The sequence below is a fragment of the Bacillus pretiosus genome, assembly GCF_052947655.1.
The window spans coordinates 1,802,149-1,819,071 of sequence record NZ_CM129593.1 but is presented as its reverse complement, the minus strand read 5'-3'; the positions used below and the strand labels follow the sequence as shown (position 1 = coordinate 1,819,071).

Genomic DNA, 16,923 nt, shown 5'->3' with positions numbered 1-16,923 from the left:
TTATACCTTCTCTTTATCTGCCGCCTACTATAAATTTATAATCCGTATCAAAACTATCAAGAGATTTTGTTAATCCGTGCACTTGTATATTCCAGTTTCCTGTCATATTAATATACATACCTTCCGCTTCATATTCTCCTGGTGACACGGCCGAAACTTTAAATGAACCTTTTCCCATATTCATATCTAATGATTGCGTAGTTAAAATAATTTGCTCCATATCAGTAACAGGTTGGCCATTTTCATCCTTTAAAGTAATATGGAATGTATTTTGTCCTACTTTATTAGGACTTACATGTAAAGTAAGTTCATACCCATTATCTAATTGCTTACTCTCTGTAAAAGGTCCAGTAGGAGGCATCGGTGGTGTTTGTACGTTTGTCATAAAAGCTACGATGACGAAAATGATAATTCCAATGATAAACTCTACTTTCACCGTAGCGCCTAATCCTTGCTCCGCTCTCATTTTCCCTTTCACATAGTGAACAATTCCCAATATCCCCATGAAAATGAATAAAAGTATCTTTGCTAATAAAGCTAATCCATACTTCGTATCAAATAACGAGTGGATAGTTGGAATAAAGAATGTACTGTTAAAAAGACCTGTTATTAAAATCACGATGACAGCACCTGTTGCCCACGGCGAAAAACGCTTAATCATATCCCAATACATACTCCACTTGTCATCCTCTTTACGTAAAAGAAGAATAATGGATGATAGACCACCAATCCATAATGATGCTGCAAATAAATGCAGAAAATCCATAACGACAGCAATCTCTTTAAACTTTAAACCATATGCATGACTATTAAATGCTTTCATAACAAGGATCCCAATAAACAATACTATCGGAATGCTCCATACTTTAAACGACGACAGCTTCTCACGCTTCATCGCAAAATAAGTAACAATTATAAGCGAACTAATAAGAACCATTTGAGTAATCCATACATATCCAAAAACAGAAAGCTGTAATGTTTCTTTTAATAGTAATGGATCGAATGCTTCTAACCATGAAACATCAGCATTTATTTTCGCTTGCAATGGCAGATTGAATAATAAGCTAATCAATATACCCAATAATGAGATCCATATTATGTTCTTACTCCTTGATCGAACCGAGGTTGCATTCCCTTTATACATAATAAGATTAAAGAATAGCACTCCTATAAATAGTGAGAAACTTGTATATAGTACTCCACGTTCCATAATCATATCTATTTGCGGGACATATCCCATCTCTTCCACTTGTACGTCGTCTGCTCCCGCTTCTGCTGCCCCAATGCGGAACGGAATAACTCCTTGAATGGGATGCCCATCAGCAGAAATCACTTTCCACTGAATAGAGTAGAGACCGTTTTTCAAATTTCCTTTTAACCCTGCTTCTAATAACTTTTTGTTTTTCTTATCAATATGAGCATCTTTTAAATCTACTCTTGTACCTGAGGTATCTCTTACAACCAATGTATTAAAATGCGAAACTTGTATATCCTCATCAAATTCAATTTTCACTACAGATGGTGCTTTCTTCAACGTTTCATTTTCAGCAGGGTTTGATTTCACAATGTACGCATGAGCAGATGCACTTTTTGGTATCAATATAATAAGCACACATGCAATTAATAGCCATGCCCCTAACCTTCTCATTACTTTCACAACCATTTCACTTCTTTCTTCCACATCACTATATTTTCATTCCTTTAACTTCCCAAGTTCAATTTTCCGGCGAAATATTAACCTGATTAAATATAAGTTTCTACACAGTGTAACTCTTTATTTCTCTCTCACCCCTAAACTTCCAATACAATAGTAACTACCTTCAGTGATACAACTTACATTTTTAAAGTCGATTGTTATTATATCATAAAATATATTTATGTAAGTTCCTGACGAAGAAAAGTTATCGTGAATCATTTGTGAAGAAAGTGTGAAATACATAAATAAAAAAGGTATTACGTTATTACGCAATACCCTTCTTCTATCATAAAATTTCTTTACTTCTCTTCTGGATAATCACAATACTCAATGATTGTTCCCTCTGTATCAGCTGGGTTAAGATATATTAATCTTCTACCGTGCTTATTAATTCGAAGTGTATGCTCTAACGTTCGAATACCTTGTTCTTTTAGCTCTTCTAGGGCCACATCTAAATCATCGACACGATATGCAACGTGATGAACACCTTTACCTTTTTGTTTAATAAAGCGTGCTATTGGAGATGTCGTATTATTCGTAGGCGCAAGTAATTCAATTCTATCTCCATCCACTTCAAGAATGGCTACTTCGCTTTCAACACCAGGAGCTTCACTTACGTAACGATCTATTAAAGTTCCTAACAACACCTTTTCATAAAAACGTATCGTACTATCTATATCTCGAACTGCGATGCCGATATGATCAATTGTTTTTTTCATTTTATTTCCCCTACTACTTTATTTTCTTTCATTATTAATAGTAACAAAAAAAGTTATAGAATCAAATTCTATAACTTTTTTATTTACCCTATTTTCTTATTCGCACTAGCGGGTTGAACTTGATTTTTTGCTTTTAACACGCTAATGCCATATCCGATAAATCCACCGATAATCGCTGGGAAGATCCATCCTAATCCTACTTCTTGCATCGGAAGGAATTTAGTGAACACTCGGCTTACTACTTCAATGTTAACTCCAGCTGCACTTAATCCATCGAATAAGCTGATGATAAATGTTACGATTAAGCTCACTTGATAAACTTCAGCTCTTCCTTTGAATAATGAATGGAAGAATGTTAAGAAAATCAATACGATTGCTAGTGGATAAATTGCTGTTAGTACTGGAACAGAAACTGCGATTAATTGTGTTAATCCTACGTTTGCAACAATTGCACTAAATACACATAGCGTGATTGCAATCGCTTTGTAAGGAACATTTGGGAATAACTTATGGAAGAATGAAGAACATGCTGATACAAGTCCCACACTAGTTGTTAAACACGCTACTGTAATCATTAATCCTAATAATACTCCACCATATGATCCAAAATAGTAGTTAGAAACTTTTGCTAATACTTCTCCACCATTCTCTAAATGTCCAAGCTTTGCAACACTTGAAGCACCCATATAAGAAAGAGCTGTATAGATAATTGCTAAAATAGATGCTGCAATGATTGTCGCTTTTGCACAAACGATCATAATCTGCGTTTTCGTTTTCGCACCTTTTTCTTTAATTGCATTAATGATGATGATTCCAAATACGAATGATGCAAGCGTGTCCATTGTTAAGTATCCTTCTTGGAATCCTTTAAAGAATGCATGTGATGTATAAGCTTCCACTGGTGCTTGCATATCTCCAATCGGATGTATAAAAGCAACGATTACTAAAATACCAATGAAAGTTAACTTAATTGGCGTTAAGATTTTTCCAACAATATCGACAATTTTCGCAGGATTTAGCGAAAAAAAACAAGTGATGCTAAAGAATACAATTGTGAAAAGAATTAAAGGTGTAGAACCTAATCCTTCTGGCATAAACGGTTTAAGACCAATTTCATAAGAAACATTTCCTGTTCTTGGTATTGCAAATAACGGGCCAATCGCTAAGTATAAAACTGTTGTAAACACAATCCCGAATACTGGGTGTGCACGACTTGCTAATGACTGTAAATCATCTTTACCCGAAAAACCAAATGCCAGTACACCTAGTAATGGTAATCCAACACCCGTTACTAAAAATCCAGCGTTAGCAATCCATACATTCTCTCCTGCCGATTGACCGAGCATTGCTGGGAATATTAAATTTCCTGCTCCAAAAAATAGTGCAAATAACATTAATCCAATAACTACTATGAACGAAAACGGTACTTTATTCGCCATAATATAACCCCCATTCAAATTTCCTTATCTCATTTTCCATTTTTAACTAATTGAATTTTCTGAATATTAAATTCGACTATCAACTATTCTTGAACTCATTATAGTTTGTCATATAATATTTTGCAATACTATTTTCAAACTTTTCTTTTATTTTATAAATATACATTTTTTAACATAGAAATAGACTAAAAAACCAACATGGTCATCCATGTTGGTTTTTTACATTTACTATCAATTAAAATTTCGCCGCTACTTTTTTAACGTTCTCTAAACCTTCTTCAACAATTTGTTGTGAACGATCTGGATATTGATTGTGCCCTTCAATTACAACAGTCTCTGGATTTGTAATTCCCCAGAACCCAAGCACATTCGTTACATAATTAACTGCCATTTCCATAGGAGCCATTTGTTCTGAAGAGTAATCTGAACCACGCGCACCTAATACAACGACTTTCTTATCGCCAGCTAAACCTACTGGGCCATTTGCTGTATATTTAAATGTTTTTCCAGCTTGAGATAAGTATGAAATATATGTGATTAATGGCGCTGGTACTGTGAAGTTCCATAGTGGGAACGCAAATACAACTTTATCAGCTTCTAAAAACTGATTTAAATATTGATCTACCGTTGCTACAGCCTTCTCTTCTTCTGCTGTTAACTCCATTCCTTGACTACGTTTATATCCACCTGAAATAGCGATATTTCCGTAATACGGAAGATCTAATGCAAATAAATCTAACTCCGTAATTTCTGTATTTGGGTTGGCTTCTTTATAAGCACTTACAAATGTTTCATACATTCTTGAACTAACTGCTTGCTCCGCTGGACGATCGTTTGCTTTTACAAATAATACTTTTGACATTGTTTTATTCCCCTCTACTTTTGTATTTTCTTCTTTTTTACCAAATAAAGAGCTAAATAATCCCATTTTCTTCACCTAAACTTTCTTATCATATTCATTATTCATCATCATAAAAATTCTTATTCTAATAAAGTGAAACTTTAATCAGTGGGGGAGTTCTTCATCCCCCACTGATTATTAGTTGAACCAATCGGGCTTTTATGGGCAGTTGATCTCCGCCTAACTTCTTTGCTTTCGCTGAATTCTGAGGTGGGGGTCTTACTGCCCATTAATGCGGGATAAAAAGTTCCAATTGATACCTTAAGTAAAACAATTAATACTTTTTGTTATTTAATTACCTTATGTAAGTGATTGTAATACACTTCACTTACTTTAGTCAAGTAACTTTAAATAAAAAATAATATCTCGAATTAAAAATAAAAACCTCGATACAATTAAAACATCCATTGTAACTTTATTATTTGTATAATGGATGTTGAGAGGGCAATTCATATTTAGAAAGGATTTACTCATGAGCACTATAGAAAAGATTCAAACTTTTATTATTCTTTTTGCTGTTACATGCGGCATCGTACTCGGACAATTTAATTTGATACATATGTATGCAGAGCAATTTATTGTCCCCTTCTTATTTTTCATGCTGTATGGATTATTTCTCAGCATTCCATTGAAAAAAATAAAAAATGGATTCCGCAATTTAAAATTCGCTGGAACAAGCCTTACTATTAATTTTGTATGGACACCTTTACTCGCTTGGGGATTAGGAGCACTATTTCTTTCAGATCACCCAGCACTTTGGGTTGGATTTATTATGTTAATGGTTACTCCATGTACAGATTGGTACTTAATCTTTACTGAAATAGCGAAAGGAAATGTAGCACTTTCTACTGCAATTTTGCCTGTAAATTTAATTTTGCAAGTACTACTCCTTCCCATTTATTTATTTTTATTTGCTGGTGTCATGAAGACTGTAGCGGTTTCTGTTTTAGTAGAAAGTATTGTTATCGTAATCTTCTTACCATTTGTACTTGCACACGCTACAAAATTCATTATGAATAAACTGAAAAAAGCTGAAACACTCGAAAATAAACTCATTCCGTTTTTCAGCTCTGCTCAAATTGTATTTTTAAGTTTAGCAATCGTAGCGATGTTTGCATCACAAGGAAAATATTTACTACAAAATATGAATGTCGTTTTATTACTACTCATTCCTGTTCTATTGTTCTTCATCATTAATTTTGTACTGGGACAATTTATCGGACGCATAATGCGTTTATCTTATAAAGATACAGTAAGTTTAAACTTAACAACATTAGCAAGAAACTCACCTGTTGCACTCGCCATCGCTGTAACAGCTTTTCCGGACGAGCCTCTTATCGCACTTGCACTCGTTATTGGACCGTTGATTGAACTGCCAGTACTTGCTTGTGTTTCACAAGTGTTGTTACTTATTAAGAAAAAACAGTAATATACATAAAAAAACGTCCTACTTTAGGACGTTTTTTTATTGTCGAGAAATTATAGAAGTAACGATAATTATCAGCTCTAAGGATTTTATACGTTATAGAAAATTAGCTTGTCGTTACATTAACAAAACCTTTCTAATTAAACATTATAGGAAAAGTAAATATAACGAAAGCTGCCCAAAGTCCGTAGATTGGCAAATACTTCGTAACAGCATCTTGGATAGCTGTCGGTCCTGATTTGTTTTGTAGAAAACGCATATAGGAAAACATAATCCAAATGAGATTTGCCCAAATCAGTATGTTTACGCCTAAAACAGCAAGTCTATTAGGTGTAATCCCGTAAGAAGAAAGTCTGAATACAATGGCTGACAATGCGACAGTGTCAATAATAAGCGCCAGAACAATTAAGGCAAAATTTATATAATCTGAAATGCTCTTTTTCTCGTCTGAATCACTCTCAACGATAGAAAATATAGTAACAGCCAATACACCAAGGAGTATTCCGTTGAAGGCCATTAGGAAATTGCGGTCCAAGAATGGATTTTTCCCGACCCAAATTACCGTTATTAGATAGATAAACAATGTGATCAAGACAAGCGGACTAAAAATTTTAGATATGTATGGTGTAATATTTTTAGCAAGTTTAAGATTCAATGATACTAAGTATGCAGCCACTACAGCGAGAGCGGCAGCTCCAAATAAAACAACATTACTAAAATAGAACTCTCCTATATCCAAGTCAACGAAGCTAAATAATCGCATGGTGAATAATGCTAGTATCATTCCGCTCACTGCCATACTCGCGTAGAGAAGACCATATTCTAAATTAAATTTAATATACGCTAATCTTGTACTACCTTTTGAATATTCATTTCCCGTAAACGCAAGTCCCAATAAGACCCATAACAATATAGGAAGATGTAAATATGCAAGGATACTGCTGTCTTTATAAGTTAATGGCAACATATTAAGATACAACCCGGCAATTAGGAACAACGCTGCAAGTAAGTAAATAATACTTTTTTTCGGAGTATTATTGTAAATAAAATAAGCAGCAATAAAGGGAATTACACCAAAAGCCAAGTTAATTGGAGCAATTGCTTCCTGCTCGACAAAGTGGAAAATGATTCTAGTGCTTAGCCCAGCTAGAATAGCTAACATGCCCATGAATAAGAAACCTTTTTGAAACAGCGATATTTTTTCTTTATTTGCCGTCTCCTTGAAATTCAATCTTTCATACCAAGCAGCTAGAAGCTGAGAATCAGGGTTTTCATCCCATGCTTGTGAGAATGACTTTTTAAAAGCTTTCGGGTCTTTTCTATACATTCTCTCCAACTCATGAGGGTTATCCATATTTTTAATAATCAAATTGTGATTGTTCATAGTTTTACCTCCTCTAATAAAAAACAGCGTTGTTAACTTTCTATAAAAAGCACCTCACTGATTTATTATGATATTGATTTTAATACACAATTTATTGTTTTACAATAAATATTTATCAATTACAAAGATTTTTTTATTGTATATTTTATTTTAAATAAAAATATATAGTACTACTTATTCAAAAAAATATCCTATAGAATAGACTTTTTTAGTGTCTATTCTATAGGATACAGTTTAATTATCATATTTTTTTATTTGTTGAACAACTTAATTCTCAAACACAAAATTAATCTTATTATCTTTCCACTCTAACATCGCATCAAACGTTTTCTCGCCTTTTTTAAAGCCTTTAATTAAATCGGTCTTTTCACCTTTTAAAAGTTTTGTCATATTCTTTTGCGAAATTGTTTTGCTTAATATTTTCTTTGAGATTGTAAAGTCACATTGTGTCGTGTTGTAATTAGAACAACCGTAAAACGTTGACTTATCAATCACATCGCCATCACATTTTTTACAGCTACCAACCTTTTTACCTGTTGTAAATTTCGATCCTTTTCGCTCAATCGATTCAACATGTAATCCAGTAAAATCCCATTTCTCTGACATTTCCACTGCATCTTCAATAATTTTAGCTGATAGCTTTTTCGTTTGTTCCATAAATGTAGCTGGTGATGCTGTGCCTTCACCAATTTCCGCAAGGCGTTGCTCCCATTTCGCTGTCATTTCTGGTGAAGCTAGTATTTTATCACCGATTGCGGTAATTAATACTTTCCCTTTATCGGTTGCATACACTTGGTTCTTCTGCACATCTATATATTTACGGTCTTTCAGCATAGTAATAATACCTGCACGCGTTGCCTCAGTACCTAAACCTTCTGTTTTCTTTAATACTTTCTCCAGCTCTTCATTTTCTAAATACTTACCGGCCGTTTTCATTAACGTAATAAGTTGTCCTTCTGTATAACGCTTCGGCGGCTGTGTTTTTCCTTCTTTCACTTTCACCTTTACAACTTTTCCTTGTTCACCTTCTGCGACAATTGGAAGAATTGTTTCGTCATCTTTATCGTCTTGGAAAATAACTTTACGCCAACCTTCTTGAATTTGCTGTTTTCCTTTTGAAATGAATTCAGCACGTTCGTCTACAAGAGTTGTAATCGTTGTGTAGTCAAAGATTGCTACTTCATAATGCGCCGCAATCAGTCTTCTTACGATCATATCGTAAATTTTCTTTTCATCACCTGATAGTTTGCTTGGATTTGTAACTTGCTCTGTCGGTATAATTGCATAGTGATCTGTAACTTTTTTTTCATTCACATAACGCTTATTATTCATAATCGATTCAATTGGTGCTGGCAATAAACCTTTATATTCATCAAACTGACTTAACTTCTGTAAAATATCAGGGAACGTCGCTGCTTCTCCTTGTGTAACATAGTTAGAATCCGAACGCGGATAAGAAACTATCCCTTTTTGATATAGTGCTTGTGTTATATCAAGCGTCTTTTTCGGTGAAAATTTAAAAGCTTTATTAGCTGTCGCTTGCAGTGCTGATAAATTAAATAAAAACGGGGGCTGAAACTCTTTACGCTCCGTTTTCATTTCTTTTACTACAGCCGGTTTACCTTGGCAAAATGCTGCAATTTTATTTGCCATATCAGGGTCCTTTAAGCGGGATTCACTATCCTTCTCCCATTTCCCCTCATACTTCTTTCCTTCTATATTAAAGGTTGCGAACACTTCCCAAAACGGCTCAGACTTAAAGTTTTCTATTTCCTTTTCACGCTTTACGATTAACGCGAGTGTCGGTGTTTGTACACGACCAGCTGAAAATACATCGTTCATTCCTTTTTTCTTTAACAAAATACTAAAGACACGCGATGCATTCATACCAACGACCCAGTCCGCACATGACCTTGTATATGCCTCATAGTACGTATTAATTGTATCTGCTTCATCTAGTAAATTTTTAAATCCTTGGTATATAGCTTGTTTCGTTAAAGATGAAATCCAAAGACGCTTCATCGGCTTTTGCACGTTACAAAGATTAATAATGTTTCGTACGATTAATTCCCCTTCACGCCCAGCATCGCCCGCATGAATAATTTCTGTTACCCCCGGATTATGTAACAGCTGTTTCACAACGTTAAATTGCTTATACTTTGACTTTGTTACTTCAAATTGAAAACGCTCTGGAATCATCGGTAACGTATTAAGTGACCATTTTTTCCACTCAGCGTGATAATGTTCTGGATTACATAACTGCGTCAAATGACCAATTGCCCATGTACAGTACGCTCCATTTGGAAATAACTCATTCGCTTCTACTTCTAAATATCCATCTTTCCGGCGATATTTAAATTGTGAAACAAGAGCCAAACCTTGATCTGGTTTCTCGGCAATAATTAATTTCATTTTATAACTCCCTATCTGTATTCCAGTGTTACTTTCATTGTCTATCTGTTTAGAGGCGATGATAAAAGAACAATCTTATTTATCATTCGCGGGTTACTCCCAGTAATGGGATAACTATAATATTATACGCTGATTCTTTATGGCTTCACAATAGAAACTCATTATATAACAATTTCTTTCTCATGCTCACAAATAAAAAAGATGCTCAAAAAATCAAGCACCTACTTACTTACATTTATTAAATTGTGCAGATAATATGCAGATATAAATAAGCATAAGTAATCTCCATACGAACATATGATGAAATGAACGATAGGACAGGGAGGTATCATAATGTTCGTTTACACATCGACTGCCTTAACACTTTGTTGTATCTCGATTCTTATTACATCATATATTTCTAAACGTAACGGTACCCTAATGGGGTATATGGTATTTATTATGTCTTTTAGTATGAGTATCGGTTTAAGTATAGGTTTTTATTTAGGTATTCTTTTTAAAGGTGAATTACTATATTCTACTTTGCTTGCGATTTTGATTAGTGGTTTTATCGGTTTTTTAGTCGGTCTACGGTTTCACCTATTTACCGCTTTAGAAGGAATGTTTTCTGGATTAATGGCAAGTATGATGGGAGCAATGATTACAGAAATGTTAAACGCTCAACAAGCTCATAGTATACTGTTTATTAGTCTTTTACTTACGATAACAATAACTATGTCATGTATGATTCAACTTTTATCAGACACCTTTTCTACTTTTATTCAACGGCGTTTTTTGTTATTACTATCAATTAGTGTGGCAATTATCGTTGCCGTATTCGTGACATACCCAGATCATACTCCCCCACCTTCACCCGGGCATGATCAACATATACATTGACTCTTACACCGAAAATGAATAAGCAGCTATCCATAGGATAACTGCTTCATTTCATTCTGGCTTATTAGGAATGTTTGGGTTTGGAACATAATCAGATTTATAATCTGTATATTTCACTTCTGTTACCATCCCGGCGGAAGCATGGTGTAAATCATGACAGTGGAACATCCAATCACCCGGATTATCTGCTACAAAGGCTACTTCATATTCTTCACCTGGTTTTAGGTTCAAAGTATCTTTCACAATTGGAGAACCTTCTATCGGTTTTCCATCTTTACTCAACACCTGGAAGAAGTGACCATGTAAATGCATCGGATGATCGTCCATTTTAGAACGATTTACCAATTTTACTTTTACTAAATCACCCTTTTTTACTGGAATCGGGTCAATGTCTGGAAATACCTTTCCGTTAATTGTATATACCATTTCATTTCCATTCATTTGCGTATTCAAGTCCATATTATATGTGGCAGTATACTGCTGATTTAACGTGAAACTACCTAGTTTTTTAGCACCATATTTCGTCATATCTAATTTCGATAATTTTTCTTTTTCATCTGCTTTATCTTTCATCTCTTTGCTGCCATCATATTCAATAACAGCTTTCATTCCTTTTGCACCTTTATTTGCTGAATGGTCTTCAACATACCATTTCCCAGGATTATTAGCAGTAAATTCAATATCATAACGTTCACCAGGTGCGATTGAAATTACTTGATCCTTTATAACTTTTGGATCGTTTATTGGTTGACCATCTGTCGCAATTACTTTTATATCATGACCGTGAACGTGTATATCATGTGATAGATAACCAGCATTAACGAGTCGAAGACGGACTTTATCCCCCTTATTCACTTTTAATGGTTCTACTAAACCCCCGCTTTTACCATTGATTGTGAATAAGTCATACATACTCATATCATGGCCTTCCATCTTCATATTTCCATGGTCCATTCCTGTCATATTACTAGAGTCTTTTTTATCACTGCCCATGTCCATACCGGAATGATCCATGCCGTTCTTATCTTCATTCTTTTTCGTATTTTCATTATCCTTAGATTTATTACCTTTTTGCCCTTTTGTCATTTCTTTTAACTGTTTATTAATCTCTTCTTTATCTGTTACCCATTCATCTAACATTACTGTGTAATCTTTATCATATTTTTCCTTTGTATCTTCTACAATGAGCGCTCCATACAAACCTCTATCTAATTGATTTACAGAATCTTGATGTGAATGATACCAATACGTTCCTGGTACGTTCGCTTCAAACTCATAGGTGAAACTTTTTCCAGATTCAACCGCATCTTGCGTCACACCTGGAATTCCATCCATATTATTTGGGACAGGATACCCATGCCAATGAATAGATACTGGTGCAGATAGTTCATTTTTTAATGTCACTTTCACCTTTTCGCCTTTTTTCACCCGAATTTCTGGATCAGGAGATGAGCCATTAAATGTCCAGACTGGAACAATAACACCGTTACTTAATTTTTGCTTTTCTTCTTTCGCTATTAAAGTAACTTCTGGTCCTATTTCAACTTTCAATGGTTTTGTAGCCGTTTCAGTCTGTGGTGTTTTTTTATCGTTCATATTTTTATGATCATTTGTTGTATTTGTGGTCGCAGAACATGCAGCAATTAAAGATATGACAGAGACTGTAACTGCTGTTAACACAAATCTCTTCATGGAAACCCCTCCTTTTTCTTTTTCAAAATCATTATAAAAAATGATTTTCAAGAAAATATGGAGATATGCAATGAGCTAAATAAAAAGACGCCCAAAATCGAGCGCCTCTTCTAATGATTATTTCGTAACAACTTCATCTTTTTTTATATTTACATTGTTTTCTCTCATAAACGCTTCAATCTCTTCAACTTCTCTAATAATATCTTTTGACAAGTTTTCATGTCCGTCTTTCGTTACAAGAATGTCATCTTCAATACGAATTCCAATTGCTTCTTCTTCAATATAAAGACCAGGTTCAATTGTTATAACCATGCCTTCTTCTAACACTCTATCTTTATATGTTCCTACATCATGCGTATCTAAACCAAGGAAATGGCTAACACCATGATAATAGTATTTTGATAACTCTTCGTCTTCTTGAATTAAACCAATTTCTTTACACTCTTCTGCTAGTACCTTTTTTGTATGCTCATTTAATGCAGCAAACTTTACTCCTGGCTTAATGAGTTTCGTTGTTTCTTTCAATGCTTTTAATACAATATTATACATTTGTTTTTGGCGACTAGAGAATGTTCCATTTGCCGGGAATGTATAACTAATATCAGCGTTATAGTAGTCTTTTTGAGCGCCTAAATCTAGCAGTACTAAATCACCATTTTGAATTTGTGCATCATTGTCTTCATAATGAAGAACTGTAGCATTTTTCCCACTTGCCAAAATTGTATTGAATGCATGATGCTTAATACCAGATGACTTCAATGTGAAATCAAACTGAGCTTCTAATTCATACTCCATCATGTCTGCTTTTGCATGCTTAAGTACGTTGTAAATACCCTCTTTCGTTACAGCAATTGCTTCTTTTATGATTTCAATTTCTTCTTCTGTTTTAAACACTCGTAATTCACAAATATTCGGATATACATTACCAACTAAAACGTGTGGATACTGTTCTCTTACATGTTTAGCAAAAGCAAGCGTTTTTGTCTCCGTACCATTCCACTCACGACGCTCTAAATCTAAATATAGATGCTTCACATTTTCTGTAAAAAGTATATTTGACATTGTCTTTTCAAAGCTATCTAAATATACAACTTTCTTTATACCTGAAATTTTCTCTGCTTCTTTGTTAGAAACTGTTTTACCGACCCATTTTTCCATGACTGGATCCGATTTTTCAATGAACAGTGTTTCTTCAACACTATTTCCAAACTTCTTCAACATGAAAATAACATTTGGTTCCTCGATTCCTGTTACATAGTAAAAATTTCGATTCGGCACAAATTTATAATGTGCATCCGCCGACATATGAGGTGCTTGTCCAGCAAATAAAATAGTAATAGATTCATCTGGTAATGTGTTTACTAATCGTTCTCTATTTTGAGCAAAAAATGTTGATTTCATAATAATCCCCCTAGCGTTCTATGTATACTTGTAAATCTAATTACCCAATACAATTCATTTTATTATTGTTATAATTTTTCGTCAATTGATAGTACTCATATAAAAAGGAAAATTTTCATTACTAGAGCCCATTCCAATCTAAATGATGCATACCACTCCACAATTTCTTGACATTTATTCCATATACTTAAAATCTCATATATAGGAAAGGAGCTACAACTTTGAAATATTATGTAGCAACAGGGATAGCAATTACTTCTTTATTCATCATTACAGGATGTTCTAGCAACGCCGAAACAGCACCAGTGAAGAAAGACACGGTGCAATCTCAACGAAAACATACAGAAACAGTAAATACGAGTCCGCAAAACTTCTATAAGGAAACTACATCTGGAAAAATCGAGCACATTCATGGAATTGGCTATGCAGGAAATATGCCCGGAGTTTCTATTGCCACTCACAGTGGTATAAAAGTTTATCAAAATGGAAAATGGTTTGAAACTAAGACTGAGCTACATGATTATATGGGGTTTCAGGCAACAAAGAACGGATTCTTTGCCAGCGGCCATCCTGAACCAGGTGCAAATTTAAAAAATCCTTTAGGATTAATGAAAAGTTCTGATGGCGGTAATACCCTCGAGAAGCTAGCGTTTTATGGAGAATCTGATTTTCACAACCTTGCTGTTGGATATAATACGGAAGCAATTTATTTATACAATGAGCGTCCAAATTCTAAATTACAACAAGGTTTTTATTTCAGTACGAACAACGGACAAGATTGGAAAAATAGTAAGTTAAAAGGTCTTTCAAGTACAATTCATTCCTTTTCCGTACATCCTGATCAATCTAGTGTAGTCGCGGTAAGTGCTAAAGATGGTGTTTACTTATCTACAGATTACGGAAATACATTTGAACTATTCACTACATCACTTGAATCGACAGCAGTTACATTAAGTAATGAAGATGTTTTTTACGCCCCTATCAATAAGCAAATGATAACGAAGAAATCAATTGCTACAAATGAAGAAACAAACATACAAACTCCATCTTTAGATTCTAAAGATGCAATTATGTACATATCACAAAATCCTCAAAATTCATCTGAAATAGTATTTGCTACAATGAAAGCAAATGTGTTCCTTTCTACAGATGAGGGGAAAACTTGGAAGCAGATTACGAAAGAAGGAGCATTTCAATTTAATTAGAAAGGTGAATATAACGTGTTTTCAACAATTAGCGAGTGGAGTTATCAACTCATGTCTCCTTTAATGGATGTCGCGAATACTACGAAATCAATTCCTCTTTTATTTGCATTTTTATTAGGCATTGTAGGTACCCTTGCTCCTTGCCAATTAACAGGAAACATTAGCGCTATTACACTTTATGGGAATCAATCTTTACAAAAGGGACATGCATGGAAACATATATTGTTATTCATTTTAGGAAAAATAATAGCTTTTACGACACTTGGACTATTAGTATGGTTTTTAGGAAAAGAGATTCAGCAAATATTAACTTTGTATTTCCCATGGTTACGAAAAATAATTGGACCTTTATTAATTTTAATGGGGCTAATGTTGGCAGGTATTATAAAAGGAAGAAGTTTCTTCTCGATCAAATTTATACGAAAACAAAATGAGGTTGGCTCATTTTTACTTGGATTCTTCTTTTCCTTAGCTTTCTGTCCGACTATGTTCGTTCTATTTTTCGGAACGTTAATCCCTTTATCTTTCTCATATAATTATGGTTACTTGTTTCCGACATTCTTTTCGATAGGAACTGCTCTCCCTATCGTTATATTAATGTTCATCATCTCCTACCTTGGATTAAATGGAGCACTACTTAAAAAGAGCCGAAAAATAGGAAAACACATTCAACTTATAGCAGGGGTACTACTCATTTTAGTTGGAATTTATGATATATCCTTATATTGGGTATAAATAAAAAAGGTAAGTTCAAGTGATTTGAACTTACCTTTTTTACAAATTATATTTCACTCTTCTGCATGCCCTTTTGTTTCATCTCCCACTTCTTATACAATAGTACTGCACCAAATAAAAATACCCCTGCAATGAATGAACCTACTGGTAACATTTTTATCATTTCATCAGGAAATACGAGCGGAAGTAAGGGAAATGCATACGCTGCTGGAATACGTACTCCAACTATTTTTAATAAAATAAGCATTAATATCATATTGAATAAAGTAACTACAATCCATGAATCAATTGCAAAATACAATAAAGTTCCAACAGTTGCTGATGTAGTTAATACTACTATTTGTTTAAATGCCATTTTTTCATTGTACATCGGTTTTTGAAGTGATTCATACACAACGACTAGAATTGGCGGAATAACCGCTAATTGTTCATAACCAGTTATCCAACATAAACTGATCCAAACGAAATTTAGTATTAGAAATACAGTCATATATTTATACTGTATATTCACTTTTCGCTCAATACCGTTATTCAATTTAAAAATAAGAACACCAATCATTAAAATAAATGTCAAAACGAAGACTGAGATAACAAATGACCATTCCGTCGCATTTGTTACTAATGGTAATAAACCTGTCGCAATAGATGGTGCTAAATTGGACTGAATAACACGTAAAAACAGCATCATCAATACAAGCGTTAAGCTTACTTTCCCTAAATAGGCTATATCCATTTGATTCACCATAAAACCAATTACAGCTGTTATTGACGGTGCAATAAAGATTTTTTCTGGTTGTCTTAGCCATCCCGGCTCACGGTATGCCCATAAAGCGATTGCCATTGCCGCTATTTCCGGCAAAATGACTTCTGGATCATTTAATAACACACCTGCTATTACCATAGCTAAAATAAATAAAATAGCAATCGTATATGAGATGATTGTTTCTTTCTTTGAAATTACTGCATTCATTATTACATACTCCTTTTTGCTTATTACTCTCATAAAGTAAAATAATAACTTTATATACCCTACT

At 34.1% G+C, this 16,923-nt stretch carries 13 protein-coding genes; 4 read left to right on the top strand and 9 right to left on the bottom strand.

Annotated features, from left to right (window positions below; genetic code table 11):
• Window positions 1–13: 13 nt before the first annotated feature.
• The 4 genes from ACU8YW_RS09425 to ACU8YW_RS09410 form a co-directional block, all read right to left on the bottom strand.
• Entirely contained in the window at window positions 14–1,663 is a 1,650-nt protein-coding gene (locus ACU8YW_RS09425; protein ID WP_426933758.1) for a copper resistance CopC/CopD family protein, read from the bottom strand.
• A gap of 332 nt (window positions 1,664–1,995) precedes the next feature.
• Entirely contained in the window at window positions 1,996–2,415 is a 420-nt protein-coding gene (locus tag ACU8YW_RS09420) for a VOC family protein (RefSeq protein WP_000750833.1), read from the bottom strand.
• An 83-nt stretch (window positions 2,416–2,498) separates the two neighbouring features.
• Complete coding sequence (gene brnQ / locus ACU8YW_RS09415; RefSeq protein WP_001284769.1) at window positions 2,499–3,854, bottom strand: branched-chain amino acid transport system II carrier protein; 1,356 nt, start codon at window positions 3,852–3,854, stop codon at window positions 2,499–2,501.
• Between the two features lie 235 nt (window positions 3,855–4,089).
• Window positions 4,090–4,782 (bottom strand): FMN-dependent NADH-azoreductase, encoded by a 693-nt coding sequence (locus ACU8YW_RS09410; RefSeq protein ID WP_088063037.1) that lies wholly within the window; start codon window positions 4,780–4,782, stop codon window positions 4,090–4,092.
• Between the two features lie 445 nt (window positions 4,783–5,227).
• On the opposite strand from ACU8YW_RS09410, the gene ACU8YW_RS09405 reads away from it, so the two are divergent.
• Entirely contained in the window at window positions 5,228–6,184 is a 957-nt protein-coding gene (locus ACU8YW_RS09405) for an arsenic resistance protein (protein WP_426933759.1), read from the top strand.
• A gap of 133 nt (window positions 6,185–6,317) precedes the next feature.
• On the opposite strand, the gene ACU8YW_RS09400 is transcribed toward ACU8YW_RS09405, so the two are convergent.
• On the bottom strand, window positions 6,318–7,565 hold the full coding sequence (locus ACU8YW_RS09400) for a DUF4153 domain-containing protein (protein WP_446894056.1): 1,248 nt from the start codon (window positions 7,563–7,565) through the stop codon (window positions 6,318–6,320).
• A 267-nt stretch (window positions 7,566–7,832) separates the two neighbouring features.
• On the bottom strand, window positions 7,833–9,977 hold the full coding sequence (topB, locus tag ACU8YW_RS09395; RefSeq protein ID WP_097889387.1) for a DNA topoisomerase III: 2,145 nt from the start codon (window positions 9,975–9,977) through the stop codon (window positions 7,833–7,835).
• A gap of 333 nt (window positions 9,978–10,310) precedes the next feature.
• Between topB and ACU8YW_RS09390 the strand changes: the two genes are divergently transcribed.
• Entirely contained in the window at window positions 10,311–10,856 is a 546-nt protein-coding gene (locus ACU8YW_RS09390) for a hypothetical protein (protein WP_098133640.1), read from the top strand.
• 51 nt (window positions 10,857–10,907) lie between these two features.
• Here ACU8YW_RS09390 and ACU8YW_RS09385 read toward each other — a convergent pair whose 3' ends face one another.
• Window positions 10,908–12,548, bottom strand: coding sequence for a multicopper oxidase family protein (locus ACU8YW_RS09385; protein ID WP_426933761.1), 1,641 nt, complete (start codon window positions 12,546–12,548; stop codon window positions 10,908–10,910).
• A gap of 117 nt (window positions 12,549–12,665) precedes the next feature.
• Window positions 12,666–13,949, bottom strand: coding sequence for an aminopeptidase P family protein (locus ACU8YW_RS09380; RefSeq protein ID WP_098133639.1), 1,284 nt, complete (start codon window positions 13,947–13,949; stop codon window positions 12,666–12,668).
• Window positions 13,950–14,170: 221 nt separating this feature from the next.
• Here ACU8YW_RS09380 and ACU8YW_RS09375 point away from each other — a divergent pair, with 221 nt between their 5' ends.
• Both ACU8YW_RS09375 and ACU8YW_RS09370 read left to right on the top strand, forming a co-directional pair.
• Window positions 14,171–15,154, top strand: a complete 984-nt coding sequence (locus tag ACU8YW_RS09375) for a F510_1955 family glycosylhydrolase (protein ID WP_199695735.1) — start codon at window positions 14,171–14,173, stop codon at window positions 15,152–15,154.
• Between the two features lie 15 nt (window positions 15,155–15,169).
• Window positions 15,170–15,889, top strand: a complete 720-nt coding sequence (locus tag ACU8YW_RS09370; RefSeq protein WP_220389180.1) for an urease accessory protein UreH domain-containing protein — start codon at window positions 15,170–15,172, stop codon at window positions 15,887–15,889.
• Between the two features lie 46 nt (window positions 15,890–15,935).
• On the opposite strand, the gene ACU8YW_RS09365 is transcribed toward ACU8YW_RS09370, so the two are convergent.
• Window positions 15,936–16,859, bottom strand: coding sequence for a hypothetical protein (locus ACU8YW_RS09365; RefSeq protein ID WP_065228644.1), 924 nt, complete (start codon window positions 16,857–16,859; stop codon window positions 15,936–15,938).
• Window positions 16,860–16,923 lie beyond the last annotated feature (64 nt).

Excerpts from the sequence above, each read along its gene's own strand:
- ACU8YW_RS09390 (WP_098133640.1), top strand. The coding sequence starts at position 10,311 with ATGTTCGTTTACACATCGACTGCCTTAACACTTTGTTGTATCTCGATT.
- ACU8YW_RS09405 (WP_426933759.1), top strand. The coding sequence starts at position 5,228 with ATGAGCACTATAGAAAAGATTCAAACTTTTATTATTCTTTTTGCTGTT.
- brnQ (WP_001284769.1), bottom strand. The coding sequence starts at position 3,854 with ATGGCGAATAAAGTACCGTTTTCGTTCATAGTAGTTATTGGATTAATG.
- ACU8YW_RS09380 (WP_098133639.1), bottom strand. The coding sequence starts at position 13,949 with ATGAAATCAACATTTTTTGCTCAAAATAGAGAACGATTAGTAAACACA.
- ACU8YW_RS09365 (WP_065228644.1), bottom strand. The coding sequence starts at position 16,859 with ATGAATGCAGTAATTTCAAAGAAAGAAACAATCATCTCATATACGATT.
- ACU8YW_RS09385 (WP_426933761.1), bottom strand. The coding sequence starts at position 12,548 with ATGAAGAGATTTGTGTTAACAGCAGTTACAGTCTCTGTCATATCTTTA.
- topB (WP_097889387.1), bottom strand. The coding sequence starts at position 9,977 with ATGAAATTAATTATTGCCGAGAAACCAGATCAAGGTTTGGCTCTTGTT.
- ACU8YW_RS09400 (WP_446894056.1), bottom strand. The coding sequence starts at position 7,565 with ATGAACAATCACAATTTGATTATTAAAAATATGGATAACCCTCATGAG.
- ACU8YW_RS09410 (WP_088063037.1), bottom strand. The coding sequence starts at position 4,782 with ATGGGATTATTTAGCTCTTTATTTGGTAAAAAAGAAGAAAATACAAAA.
- ACU8YW_RS09420 (WP_000750833.1), bottom strand. The coding sequence starts at position 2,415 with ATGAAAAAAACAATTGATCATATCGGCATCGCAGTTCGAGATATAGAT.
- ACU8YW_RS09425 (WP_426933758.1), bottom strand. The coding sequence starts at position 1,663 with ATGGTTGTGAAAGTAATGAGAAGGTTAGGGGCATGGCTATTAATTGCA.